Consider the following 13,682-nt stretch of genomic DNA (forward strand, 5'->3'; position numbering starts at 1 on the left):
GACATACAATTTTAACCTTTCCGCCACACTTAAGATGACGTATTCTTTAGAAAAACGTTAACACAATATTAGAAATTTAATTTGCAAAAGGCAAACGTTTGCGTAAAATTATGAGCATTAAAATACATGAAGTTCCACTATTGGAAATAATCGTTTAATCGGCTATCTATAGTAAGGCATGTTATGTAGTTGTTAGGTTGTCACGCTGCTCAATGCTTATGACGATACATACAACGTATAACAAGGACTATCCATAACAACGATATACGCTTTGGCTCAGAACAAGGAATACCTTTAAGAGCGCGATTAGAGGATAACGTGAAATGAAAGCTGCATACCAAAACCATGATTTAGACGTCTTCTTCTCAACCCACCTTGCAGAGGTTGATGGTGCTGTAAACGCTGGCATTACTGCCGAATTGACACGCCAGAACCAGCAGATTGAACTGATTGCATCCGAGAACATTGTGTCTAAAGCGGTCATGCAAGCCCAAGGCAGTTGTCTAACCAACAAATATGCCGAAGGTTATGCAGGACGTCGTTACTACGGTGGTTGTGAACATGTCGACGAAGTAGAACGCATCGCCATTGCTCGCGCCAAGCAGCTTTTCCAGTGTGAGTACGTGAATGTCCAGCCTCACTCAGGCGCACAAGCCAACGGTGCCGTGATGCTGGCCCTGCTTCAACCAGGTGACACTATCTTAGGTATGTCACTAGATGCGGGAGGCCACCTAACCCACGGTGCACGCCCTGCTCTATCTGGCAAGTGGTTTGATGCTGTTCAATATGGTGTCGACAAAGAGACTTGCGAAATTGATTACGAGCAAGTGCGTCAGATTGCTATCGAAAGCCAGCCAAAAATGATCATTGCTGGTGGCTCGGCTATTCCTCGCCAGATTGATTTTGCCAAGTTCCGTGCCATTGCCGATGAAGTTGGCGCATACCTGATGGTGGATATGGCCCATATCGCTGGCCTTATCGCTGCTGGCGAGCACCCTAGCCCCATTCCTCATGCCCACGTTATTACGACAACGACACACAAAACGTTGCGAGGTCCGCGTGGCGGCATGATCTTGACCAACCACGAAGACATTAATAAAAAGATTAATTCAGCTGTTTTCCCTGGCCTTCAAGGCGGCCCGCTAATGCACGTTATCGCGGGTAAGGCTGTGGCACTCGGTGAAGCACTAGAACCAGAATTTAAGTTATATATCAAGAATGTGATCAACAACGCGAAAGTCTTGGCGGAAGTCCTGCAAGCTCGCGGTTGCGACATTGTAACTAACGGTACCGACACCCACCTGATGCTTGTAGACCTGCGCCCGAAAGGCCTAAAAGGTAACCAAGCAGAAGAAGCACTTGAGCGTGCCGGCATCACATGTAACAAAAACGGTATACCTTTCGATCCTGAGAAACCGATGGTGACATCCGGTATTCGCTTGGGTACACCAGCAGGCACAAGCCGAGGCTTTGGTGCCGATGAATTTAAACAAATTGGTCAATGGATTGGCGATGTGCTTGACGGTTTGGCAGTAAATCCCGAGGACAACAGCGCCGTGGAACAGACAGTGAAGCAACAAGTTCAGAAGCTTTGCAGCCGCTTCCCTCTTTACCAATAAGTTAATAAGTAAATCTGTTTTTTGACCTCGTTTTTTGACATAGCGGCCGGCAATGACCGGCCACTGAAACAACTAATAAAATCTGCGGAAAGATTGCGCAAGGAGTTTTAAATGGAAAATACACTGAAGTTCGCTGAAAGCCACGAGTGGGTTCGAGACAATGGTGACGGTACTATCACTATGGGGATCTCAAACCATGCTCAGGGCCTTCTAGGTGATGTTGTATTTGTTGACCTACCAGAAGTTGGCGACTCTACAGAGGCTGGCGAGTCTTTCTCTCTTGTTGAGTCAGTCAAAGCCGCATCTGATATCTACGCACCGGTTACAGGCGAGATTGTTGAAATCAACGAAGAGCTGGAAGACAGCCCAGAGCTTGTAAACGAAGAACCGTACGAAGGCGGCTGGATTGCTAAAATCAAGGTTCAGGATGTAGAGGAACTCTCCAACCTGATCGACGGTGAAAAATACCTCGCGACCATCGACGAAGACTAATTGAGTCGGGCTTTCAGGTGAAATAACCTGAAGGCCCTCATCATATGTAATAGCTCAACTACTCGATGACCATAAACTATTGCAATACGCTCAATGCAATAGGTAGTAACTGTTCAGGAAAGAACCATGACCGACATGACTCTTCTAAATGCATTAAGTGACGATATGGAATTTGCAGGTCGTCACAATGGACCGGATTCGGCACAACAAAAAATCATGCTGGAAACTATCGGCGTATCAAGCGTTGATCAGCTAATCGATGAAACGGTTCCGGCAGCAATTCGCCTACCAGAGCCTATGCAGCTCGACCTGCCACAAAGCGAAGCGGATATGCTGGCCTCACTGAAAGCGATTGCCAGCAAGAATATCATTAACCGCAGCTATATCGGTCAGGGTTACTACAACACCTATACTCCAAACGTTATTCTACGCAACATACTGGAAAACCCAGGTTGGTACACCGCTTATACGCCTTACCAACCGGAAATATCTCAAGGCCGCCTTGAATCACTGCTTAACTATCAGCAGATGATCATGGATCTGACCGGTATGGAGCTGGCTAACGCTTCCCTTCTTGACGAAGCTACCGCCGCTGCCGAAGCCATGACCTTGTGTCAGCGTGCGAGCAAGAATAAAAGCAAGGCGTTTTTCGTTTCTAACGACTTGCACCCACAGACCGTTGATGTGGTCCTGACTCGTGCCGGTTACATTGGTATTGAAATCATCCGCGGTGATATTCAAGATCTTGACCAGCATGATGTTTTCGGTGCCTTGGTTCAGTACCCGGGAACAACGGGTAATATTCAAGATCTCACTAGCATTATTGAAGCCGCGCATACCAAAAAAACCTTGGTTGCTGTCGCTTCTGATCTGCTAGCACTGACCCTGCTTAAAGCGCCAGGTGAAATGGGCGCAGATGTTGTTATTGGCTCAGCTCAGCGCTTCGGCGTACCGATGGGCTTTGGTGGTCCACACGCTGGCTTTATGGCAACAAAAGACAAGCATAAGCGTACTATGCCTGGCCGTGTTATCGGCGTTTCTAAAGACTCCCGTGACAACCAAGCACTCCGCATGGCGATGCAGACCCGTGAACAGCATATCCGTCGTGAAAAAGCGACATCAAACATCTGTACCGCTCAAGCACTGCTTGCCAACATGGCTGCGTTTTATGCGCTTTACCATGGCCCTGAGGGTCTGCGTAAAATCGGTCGTCGTGTACACCACCTAACAGCGATTCTTGCTGCAGGTCTGCGTAATTCTGGCATTGAATTAGGAAACGAGAGCTTCTTCGATACCCTAACGTTAAACACTGGCAAGAAAACAAGTGAGTTCTACAGCAAGGCACTGGATGCAGGCATTAACCTACGCAAGTATGATGCGCAGCTTAGTATCAGTATTGACGAAACCACAAAAGTAGCCGACATCGAAGATCTACTGGCTATCTTTAGTGGTGATGGACTGAAAGCCTCAATGTTCACGGCAGATATCGCCAGTGACGAATTTGCCGCAATTCCAGAAAGCTGCCGTCGTACTAGCCAGTACCTGACTCACCCCGTCTTTAACCAGTACCACAGTGAAACGCTGATGATGCGTTACATGAAGAAGCTGGAAAACAAGGATTATTCACTGACCCACGGTATGATCCCGCTGGGCAGCTGTACCATGAAATTGAATGCTGCCGCTGAGATGATTCCGGTCACATGGCCAGAGTTTGGAGCTCTGCACCCCTTCGCACCAGCAGACCAAGCCAAAGGTTACGCAGAGCTGGCAGATAACCTGTCTAAGATGCTGTGTGAAATCACCGGCTACGATGCGTTCTCGCTACAGCCTAACTCAGGTGCCCAAGGCGAATATGCCGGTCTTATTGCTATCCAGCGTTACCATGAAGCCAATGGCGACGCACACCGCAATGTCTGCTTGATCCCAAGCTCAGCCCACGGTACTAACCCAGCATCTGCTGCCATGGTGTCGATGAAAGTTGTAGTTGTGGGTTGTGATGACCAAGGCAACATCGATGTAGAAGATCTAAAAGCGAAGATCGAAAAACACCGCGATAACCTGTCTTGCATCATGATCACCTACCCGTCTACTCACGGTGTTTATGAAGAGGCCGTACAGGAAGTGTGTGAGCTTGTGCATGAGGCTGGCGGTCAAGTATACCTAGACGGTGCCAACATGAACGCACAGGTAGGCCTAACGAGTCCTGGCTTCATTGGCTCTGACGTTTCTCACCTGAACCTGCACAAGACCTTCTGTATTCCACACGGTGGTGGCGGTCCGGGTATGGGGCCTATCGGTGTTAAATCTCACCTTGCCCCATTCCTACCAGGCCATGTTGAGAACACGGAAGCAGAACAACCTCAGTACGCGGTTTCTGCAGCCGATCTGGGGTCAGCGTCTATCCTGCCAATCTCTTACGCCTATATCGCGATGATGGGTGAAGCAGGCCTAACAGAAGCAACTAAACTGGCGATTCTGAATGCTAACTACGTGATGGAGCGTCTACGTCCACACTACCCGGTGCTATACCGTGGCACTCATGGCCGTATTGCGCACGAATGTATTATTGACATCCGCCCAATCAAAGAAGCGTCAGGCATTTCTGAAGAAGATGTTGCCAAACGTCTGATGGACTACGGTTTCCACGCGCCAACCATGTCGTTCCCCGTTGCGGGCACGCTAATGATTGAACCAACCGAATCAGAAGACATTGCCGAGCTAAACCGCTTCTGCGACGCGATGATTGCCATCCGCCATGAAATCGCCCGAGTACAGGACGGCGAGTGGGATCTAAAAGACAACCCACTGGTTAACGCCCCACACACCCAAGCTGACATGATGGATGCTGAGTGGAACCGCAGCTACAGCCGTGAGCTTGCTTGCTTCCCATCGACACAAACCAAAGACTCGAAGTACTGGCCAACCGTGAACCGCGTTGATAACGTGTTCGGTGACCGAAACTTGGTATGTTCGTGCCCAAGCATCGAGAACTATATTGAAGACTAGGGTTAATGACCATGTCATATCAAGTTGGATAACAGCTTAGATTAGGACAGAAGAACAAAAGCGAACCATTAGGTTCGCTTTTTTATTTTCAATTTTTTGCTTATATGAAGAGAGGCTGAGACGTTCCAGATAATTTCTGCCATTGCAAAGCAACCAGTTTACCGACAAAGTAGTGGCCAACTTAACTCATCTATTATATAAACCTACCCTCTTTAGTACATCAGGACCCTTAAATGTCTAAATCTGACTCTGCAACGAGTGAAATAATTGATAATTTTGTGGCACCTGAGTGTCTGGCTAGGGTAGAGATCCTTTATCAAGATAATGATATTTTATTGATTAATAAGCCGAGTGGTTTGTTAAGTTTATCGGGTAAAAACCCGCTTAATTGGGATTCAGTGCATTATCGTTTAGTTAACGGTCAAGCCGCTACCCAGACTAAAAAAGCAACGCCTGCTTTTGTGGATGCTAAATTGCCACATCGACTAGATTTAGGGACTTCTGGCGTTATGGTGGTGGGACTTAACCATGCTGCATCTAAGAGTCTGAATAAACAGTTTCAAGCACGTACAGTACAAAAACGTTATCTGGCTATGTTAGCAGGATGGGTTGAAGCTGACGGTGGCCAAATATCTGCCCCCATTGCTAAAGATAAGGCTTTGTTTCCGCGTGTAAAGATTTGCCACTGTACGGGTAAAAGTGCCACTAGTGACTATCAGGTAATTAGTCGCTTTAGTAACCCTCCTAGAACTTTAGTGCAATACACCCCCATTACAGGTCGCACCCATCAATTGCGGATCCATAGCCTTGAATTTGGCCACCCTATTTTAGGTTGTGATCTTTATAACAGCCCAGATCTCAGCAACTACCCTGAACCGAATGACATATCACAGCGCTTAATGCTCCATGCCAGCGATATTTACTTCACTCACCCAGTCACAGGCGAGCCTATCCATGGTCATAGCCCAAATCCATTTTAAGTGATAAATGTCACATCTATACTTGTTTCGAGCTTGTGCGCTCAAATCTTCAGTCTTCCGAACTTTTGCGCAAATGAGATAACGTACCTTTTAAACTTATACGTTTTTTCCAGCTCTATGACAGTGTGACTTCTACGGCTCCGTTACGTTTAATTACAATACGACAGAATCGCTTGGTGATCACACTGTGTTACACATCCACGTCAGCACACCTCTGGACATTTCCGTGTAAAATTTTTTGCTCCAATTTTCCTATTCCCTATTTCCTATTTCCTATTTCCTATGAGAAAAAGTATCTTGAAACCCGGTAATGCCATATTCTCAATTGGGGAGATCAAAATTGTAGAAGCTTTTGTCTTGTGACCTTGTATCAGAATAGCTCTCGTCCAGAATAGTCATGACAGATAAAGCCTGCAATTCAATTACAGGCTTTTAAAAATCAGTTGAATCGGTAGTTAAGCCCTGCACTCAGACTGTCTTCATCAATATGGCCCTGATTCGACTTCATCCCGAATGAGTGATTGTAGTTACTGACAACCTGAGCTTGAGATACAGTTGGTAGTACGGCGATCATTGCAATGGTAAGCAATTTTATTTGTTTCATGTTTTTATCTCCAATGGCTAATTAAACTTCTTTGAATGTTGGATAATCAATGTAGCCATGTTCGTTACCACCAAACAGAGTTGCGCCATCCAGGTCAGCGAGTTCATAGTCGTTCACCAAGCGTGAAACTAAGTCTGGATTCGACACGAATGGACGACCGAAGGCGACTAGGTCAGCGTAACCTTTGTTTAGCACTTCATCTGCGCGCTCTTGCGTGTAGCTACCCGCGACAATGATTGTGTTGGTGAAAATTTCACGCAACTCAATACGGAAGCTTTCAGGGATCACTGGTGCATCATCCCAATCCGCTTCTGATAAGTGCATGTAAGCGATATCACGAGCTTGTAGTTCTTTCGATGCTTCAAGGATTGTTGGAACGATATCTGGGCAATCCATGTCTTTAAATGTGATGAACGGAGCAAGACGCACACCAACCTTATCCGCACCGATTGTTTCAATCACGGCATCAACAACTTCAAGGAGGAAGCGGATACGGTTCTCACGAGTGCCACCATAGTTATCAGTACGCTTGTTTGAGTTTGTACGAAGGAACTGATCGATGAGGTAGCCATTACCACCATGGATCTCAACGCCATCAAAGCCTGCTTCTACAGCCCGTTTGGCAGAGTAGGCAAAGTCTTTAACTACGCGATCAATATCCGCCTGAGTCATCTCACGAGGTTGAATGCAATTAACCATATTGCCGTTACCGTTGTCATCAGAGATCCAAACCTTAGTCTCAACGGGAGCTAAAGCAGAAGGTGCGATAGGTCGTTCACCTTTTTGGAAGGTTGGGTGAGAAACACGACCTACATGCCATAGCTGGCAGAACATAGCTGCACCTTGGTCATGTGCTGCTTTCGTGACTGGTTGCCAACCTTTTACTTGTTCGTCAGTGTAAGCACCAGGAGTGAATGAGTAACCTTGAGAGTCATCTGAAATCTGTGTCGCTTCAGAGATGATTAAACCAGCAGTAGCCCGTTGTTTGTAGTACGTAGCCATCATTTCATTTGGTACGTTCCCCGGTTGACTTGTACGAGCGCGAGTCATTGGCGCCATTACGACACGGTTTTGTAAATCCAAGTCTTTTAGGTTTGTTTTTTGGAATAGTTTGCTCATCAGTGTTTTCATGATAATTGTCATCTTATTTTAGTAGTTTAACATTTGTTTTTTTGCTTACTGACTCCATCCATTCCTTAACGGATAGATCCCAGTTGATTTCTGGTGCGCAGAAGAAACCACGGAGAATAGAGAAGACAATTGCCTCATCGACTAACTTCATGCGCTTATCAGAACCAAGATGAAGAACATCACCGGCTTTGCGAATCAATGCTTCAACTTCTTCAGCGATTACTGACGTGTCGGCAAGCAGCGCATCAAAGTTCAAAGCTTCAGTTTCTTTTTTGCTTCGCCATGCTTTCTTTGATGAATCAGTAGAAAACTCTTTCAGATCCATTAATGACCAGCGTGGATAGCCAACTTTCTGAAGCGGTGAAAATGCAGAGCGTTGCCAATCAAGTACAGCTTGCGATGGAATATTTGTTTCTACTGAATCTGCAAGGTTTAAGAAGTGATTGATGATATCCAAGCTTTCTACAATGGCTTCACCATCGCCTTTTACGAAAACTGGAACTTGCTTGTTACCAATGATGTCTGTTGTTGTTTTGTCATCATCATAATCAATAGTCACAACATCAATAGCCAGGTTAAGCATACCGGCAACGAAGCGAACTCGGGCACTGAATGGGCAATGTTCATAGATATAAAGTTTCATAATCTTTCCTGGGTAAGTCGTCTTTAGGTCTTATCAAAAGCATTTATCCACAATATCCTTTGATAAAAGGCCCAGCTTGTGGGCCATTTCTGTCTATTAGCTAGCTAAGCTAGGGGTTAATTTATCCTGTGAATTCTCACGGCGGTTTGCTTTAGCGATGAGCAGTAAGCCTATTATTGGGACAATTACTGCTGCGTAAGGGATCATGCCGGCACCCATTTGGCTATCAAGTACCATGCCGCCAAGGAAGCCACCAAATGCATTTGCTAAGTTGAATGCTGAGATATTAGCGGTTGCTGCTAGTTCCTGACCTTCCCCACCATGGTTCATGACTCGGAGCTGCATCGCCGGTACGTTTGCAAATGATGCAATACCGAAAACGAAAGCTGCTGCTACAAACAAGATCTTGTTGTCAACGACCAGGCCAACAACAATCAGTGAAGCAATCATTGCGACAGCCCAGAACATGGATGCTTTGCTAAGGTTCTTGTCTGAAGAACGACCGCCAAGTGTGTTACCAATGATGAGACCAACTCCAACAATAACTAGAATCCAAGCAACTGCATCTTCACCGTAACCAGTAATGTGCATAGCAATGGGGGCAATGTATCCATATAGCGTCATGAAGCCAGACCATGCAAAGGAAGTGATTGCTAAGCTAATTAGTAACATTGGGTTTTTAAATGCCATAAGCTGAGCTTTAATGTTCTTCGCTTCACCGTGACCCGTTGATTTGATAGAAGTCAGGATTGAAACCATCGCTACTGCACCGAACGCGGCAACAGTAAGGAATGTGTTGTGCCACCCGAACTGCAAGCTGATCCAAGTGCCAGCGGGAACACCAAGTACATTGGCAAGAGTAAGACCTGCGAACATCTGACCAACAGCGCGACCAGCCATTTTTTCTGATACCAGGTTGGTAGCAACGACAGCGCCAATACCATAGAACGGGCCTTGAACCAGGCCAGAAATGACACGGCTAACTAATAGTAAGTGGTAGTTTGGCGCGAAAGCTGACAGTACATTACCAATGATGAACAGTGCCATCAGTCCAGTCAGTACCGCTTTTTTATTAAAACGGGCTAAATAAATGGTTAAGATCGGGCCGCCAACTACAATTGCTAACGCGTAAGCACTGATTAAGTAACCCGCCTGGCCTTCAGTGATTGATAATGATGTTGCTATCTGAGGAAGAATACCCGCGATAACAAATTCTGCTGTGCCAATTGCGAATGCGGCTAGTGTTAATATCCAAACTTGGAATGGCATCTTTTCTTGGTTCATGTTTGATTATCTCTCGTTTTACGGCGGTATTAATGGGCGCAGAGTTGTATACCCATAAGTAGCATTTTTATGTATCAGCTAACTAAAGCACCACCATCAACATCGATGATTGAACCCGTCATGTATTGGTTAGTGATAGCCATGAAGTAAGCCTGCGCAACATCTAAAGCCTCGCCAACTTTACCGGCTGGTAAATTACTCTTAGCACGTTCGTACATAGCATTGCGGACAATTTCATCCATATTCTTATAGGCGGTTGTCATCGTTAGACCTGGGCTTACAGCGTTAACTCGAATAGGTGATAACTCTTTAGCAAGAACCTTTGTCACAGCTTCTAGAGCGGCATTAATTGCTGTCTTTGTGTAAGTGTTGGCAACAACTTTGCGTGAAAGCATGCCTGTTGTTAGCGTAATGGAACCATTAGGCTTCATGTAACGCACAGCATGCTTAGTTGCATTGATTGAACCCCAGAACTTAGTATCGAAAGCTACTTTTGCATCTTCGATGGCTACATCAGTAACCTTGCCTGCTGGAGCGTATGAGCCAGCGGTAATGACAAGGTGATCGAAAGCACCAATTGATTCGAAGTAACAATGCACTGCCTTCTCATCACTGATATCAAGGCCCGTCTGGCGACTCGCAACATGGACAATGTTTTCGCCATTATCAAAATATTTTGCGACAGCTTCACCGATACCTGATGTGCCGCCGATAATTACGTAAGTTATTTTTTCCTGGCTCATAGTTCGTTCCGCTTTGTTATTTCCCGTTGATGATTGCCATTATATTCATTCGTTTTATTTTGATAATTGGGTAAAATACGAATTCATTATTCGATTAAGCTGAATAGCAGAAGGGAAAGGTGGATAAATTTTCTGATATGGCAATGTTCGTGAGTATTGTGAAACACCAGGGACTGGCAGCAGCGGGGCGTGAGCTTGGCCTATCTCCAGCCACAATGACGGCAAGACTCCAGGCGCTTGAAGAAAGGTATGGTGTGAAGCTTCTCAATCGGAGCACAAGGCATGTGTCACTGACAGACTCTGGTGAGCTTTATTACAAAGCCTGTATTGATATATTGGATAATGTCGATGAGGTAGAGAATCTTATCCAGAATGGTGTGAAAGAGGTTAAAGGCTCATTAAAGATCGTCGCGCCAAAAGATATTGGTAAACAATATATTCTTCCTATATTGAATGAGTTCTCTGAACTGTACCCAGATGTCGTACCATATCTATATTTGAACGATCACATATCCAACATTGCTGAATCTGGTATGGATATTGTTATTCGGTATGGAGAGCTTGCTGATAGCAGTTTGATATTACGACGACTGTCACCAAGCCGACGAGTGCTATGTGCATCGCCTGAGTACCTTGCAAAGCATGGGACACCATTAAAGCCACAGGACTTAGTTAATCATGATTGCCTGGTAATGCTTAGCAGCAATGAGGAACTAAAGACATGGCATTTCCAGGAACAAGACAAGAAGAGATCAATCACAGTTGTACCTAAGCGATTCTCAGATGATGGTGAGGTTATTAGGCGCTGGGCATTAGAGGGGGCAGGGATAGCACTTAAATCGATTCTAGACGTACAAGCTGACATTAATAACCTACGTCTTGTCACCGTGCTCAACGGATACATGAAGAACTTCAATACATCGACGTCAGTATCAAGCGCAGACTTGAATGTTGTGTATATCAGTAAGAAGTACCAGCCAAAACGAATCCGGCTATTCTTGGATTTTCTTTTTGAAAGATTCAACGATTTAGTTGAAAAGTAAAAAAAATCGGAGATAGGCTTTCTACATGCACATTTAGTATGCAAAAAAATGAAGGTCTATCACTAACAGACCTTTTGATGTCTGATGCTTCGTAAAAGCGATAATAAAATGTATCACAAACCAACATTAACAGCCTGTGAATGAGCAATAGCACTAAGTGGAAATGGGGCAAAATCGTTCCAGATGATGAGTGTCCAGATGATGAGTGTCCAGATGATGACAGTGTCCAGATGATGAGTGTCATTACTGAGGGAACATGACGGGATAAATACCAACCGATTCTGTCATGCTCCTATATTCTAGTTCTCATGTTACTCACTTGCCTTACACGTCGATATTCATCGACTGTGATTTTTTAATCCTAAGTTCTCTAGTGTTGAGTTTTTCTTCCTTCCAGATGTTTTTAATCGTGCCGATACTCACGATGATGTCGTGCTGTTTTAACTCCTTCATTAGTTGCATTAATGTCGCATGAGGGTTCAGTAGCGTCAGCTCGATAATCTTGTCTTCTGCGTGCTCTGGTATGCGATTCTTACTGCGCTTGAGGGGCTTATTGATGCGCTTTAACCCTATAGGCCCTTCCTCAGCCATTATTTTCTGATAGGTGTAAAGGGATTGGCGGGAGCAACCAAGGATACGGGCGGCTTTAGATATACTTCCAAGTTGTTCAACGAGCTCTAATGCTTCTATTTTCCGCTGAACCTCTTTGCCATATTCACTGCATTTGCGGGGCTCAGCGAGTTCCGTTATATCGAGCCTACGGTGGCCAAAATAGGCAGAGAATGTACCGTCGAACTGACAACGGATTTCTACCTGCTGGTTTACTATCGAATAACGGACGGGCGAGTCGATGACGTACATTTTGTTATCAAAGCTGAACGTGTGATCTCGCCGTATCTTGCGGTACTCTTTTTGCACACAGATCGTGTTGAGATCTAAATCATCAGGCAAACGCTTAAAGGCCGAGCGTACGCTTTTCGGCTCAACCATAACGTTTCTTGCCCAGTAGTTTGGAATGAACTCTTCCTGTAGATACCGGTTAGCACTTGCCATATCCGTGACCTTGTTTAGTCGAAGTTCAGGCACAAGCCGATCTTGGAAGGTATCGAAGGATCGCTCTATACGTCCCTTACCTTGGGGGGAGTTTGCGAAGATAATTTCTATACCGAGCTCCTCACAAGCACGCTGCATTTGCGAGAAGTTGCTGCGTTTGGGGCCGCCGAAGATACCGGCCCTATCAACATACAGCGTCTTGAACACGCCACGCTTTTCGATATATGCCCGCATTACTTTCATGCACCCTTCCGTGGTTTCAGACGGGAAAAACTCAGCATGGATATCACTGGTGGCATCATCAACGATGGCAATCAGGCAAGACCGTTCATCACCGAACCAGCGATGGGGGCTGCCATCCATTTGCAACATGAGCCCAGCCGATTCCATACGCTCACGGTACTTTCGGACTCGGCTTCTGCGTCGCTTGGCACGCTTCACGTGATGGATATCATGGGCCCACGACCGCAGGGTTTCACGTTTAATTGAGAGTCCTTCATTCTTCGCCAGGAGCTCTGAGAGGTGCTGCAAGTTGAAGTCGTAATACTTGGTCTGGATGAGGTTTTGCACCTCTTTCTTGAGCGACTCTGGGATTTTATTCACGGGAGCACGGCCTTTGTTGCCATGAATAACGAATTGAATGCCTTCTTTCCGATAACGGTTCAAGTAACGCTCGATTGTTCTGCGTGACTTGCTGAGCAAGGTTGCAGCGCTATTGATACTCATTCTGCCGTCGATAACTTTGGCAATAATATCGACAGTGAACTGGGATTTGGAATCCATGTAGAACATCCTTAGCACCTTCTAAAGCTCCATTAATTACTTTAAAAGGTACGCTAATTGAGTTCCGTCAAATTCCCTCGGTAGTTATTGCAATGACAAAGTCGCTTGGTAATTAAGGTACGACAGAATCGCTTGGTGATCACAGTGTCCAGATGATGAGCCTGGCATGAAGTTGGACAAAAGAGAGCCAGTTACATTACTAAATTAGAGAACAACGGATTATCTAGGGTATTGCAAAACCACTAATCTGGAAGCCAAATTTCGTTAACTATTACATTACATCACATTACACAAGAACAAC

The 13,682-nt window shown here is 45.5% G+C and carries 11 protein-coding genes; 5 read left to right on the forward strand and 6 right to left on the reverse strand.

Annotated elements, in window-relative coordinates:
* Positions 1-323: 323 nt before the first annotated feature.
* The 4 genes from C9I99_RS04415 to C9I99_RS04430 all read left to right on the forward strand — a co-directional run bounded on the left by C9I99_RS04415 (position 324) and on the right by C9I99_RS04430 (position 6,097).
* On the forward strand, positions 324-1,619 hold the full coding sequence (locus tag C9I99_RS04415; protein WP_107347604.1) for a serine hydroxymethyltransferase: 1,296 nt from the start codon (positions 324-326) through the stop codon (positions 1,617-1,619).
* A 111-nt stretch (positions 1,620-1,730) separates the two neighbouring features.
* A complete protein-coding gene (gene gcvH / locus C9I99_RS04420) occupies positions 1,731-2,111 on the forward strand; it encodes a glycine cleavage system protein GcvH (RefSeq protein WP_107347605.1) in 381 nt (126 codons plus the stop codon).
* A gap of 126 nt (positions 2,112-2,237) precedes the next feature.
* Positions 2,238-5,117, forward strand: a complete 2,880-nt coding sequence (gene gcvP / locus C9I99_RS04425; RefSeq protein ID WP_107347606.1) for an aminomethyl-transferring glycine dehydrogenase — start codon at positions 2,238-2,240, stop codon at positions 5,115-5,117.
* Between the two features lie 233 nt (positions 5,118-5,350).
* Positions 5,351-6,097 carry an RluA family pseudouridine synthase gene (locus tag C9I99_RS04430; RefSeq protein WP_107347607.1) on the forward strand — a complete coding sequence of 249 codons (747 nt, stop codon included), beginning with the start codon at positions 5,351-5,353 and terminating at the stop codon, positions 6,095-6,097.
* A gap of 439 nt (positions 6,098-6,536) precedes the next feature.
* On the opposite strand, the gene C9I99_RS26995 is transcribed toward C9I99_RS04430, so the two are convergent.
* The 5 genes from C9I99_RS26995 to C9I99_RS04450 form a co-directional block, all read right to left on the reverse strand.
* On the reverse strand, positions 6,537-6,701 hold the full coding sequence (locus tag C9I99_RS26995; RefSeq protein WP_243734607.1) for a hypothetical protein: 165 nt from the start codon (positions 6,699-6,701) through the stop codon (positions 6,537-6,539).
* Between the two features lie 21 nt (positions 6,702-6,722).
* On the reverse strand, positions 6,723-7,820 hold the full coding sequence (locus C9I99_RS04435; protein WP_107347864.1) for an alkene reductase: 1,098 nt from the start codon (positions 7,818-7,820) through the stop codon (positions 6,723-6,725).
* Positions 7,821-7,845: 25 nt separating this feature from the next.
* Positions 7,846-8,475 (reverse strand): GrxB family glutaredoxin, encoded by a 630-nt coding sequence (locus C9I99_RS04440; protein WP_107347608.1) that lies wholly within the window; start codon positions 8,473-8,475, stop codon positions 7,846-7,848.
* A gap of 96 nt (positions 8,476-8,571) precedes the next feature.
* Positions 8,572-9,759: an MFS transporter gene (locus C9I99_RS04445; protein ID WP_107347609.1), complete on the reverse strand. Its 1,188-nt coding sequence runs from the start codon at positions 9,757-9,759 to the stop codon at positions 8,572-8,574.
* Positions 9,760-9,833: 74 nt separating this feature from the next.
* Positions 9,834-10,502 (reverse strand): SDR family oxidoreductase, encoded by a 669-nt coding sequence (locus C9I99_RS04450; RefSeq protein WP_107347610.1) that lies wholly within the window; start codon positions 10,500-10,502, stop codon positions 9,834-9,836.
* Between the two features lie 119 nt (positions 10,503-10,621).
* Between C9I99_RS04450 and C9I99_RS04455 the strand changes: the two genes are divergently transcribed.
* A complete protein-coding gene (locus C9I99_RS04455) occupies positions 10,622-11,545 on the forward strand; it encodes a LysR family transcriptional regulator (RefSeq protein WP_107347611.1) in 924 nt (307 codons plus the stop codon).
* 324 nt (positions 11,546-11,869) lie between these two features.
* On the opposite strand, the gene C9I99_RS04460 is transcribed toward C9I99_RS04455, so the two are convergent.
* Positions 11,870-13,390, reverse strand: a complete 1,521-nt coding sequence (locus tag C9I99_RS04460; RefSeq protein ID WP_107347612.1) for an ISNCY family transposase — start codon at positions 13,388-13,390, stop codon at positions 11,870-11,872.
* Positions 13,391-13,682: the final 292 nt, after the last annotated feature.

Origin of the sequence: Photobacterium lutimaris (assembly GCF_003025555.1) — a bacterium.
GTDB lineage: Bacteria > Pseudomonadota > Gammaproteobacteria > Enterobacterales > Vibrionaceae > Photobacterium > Photobacterium lutimaris.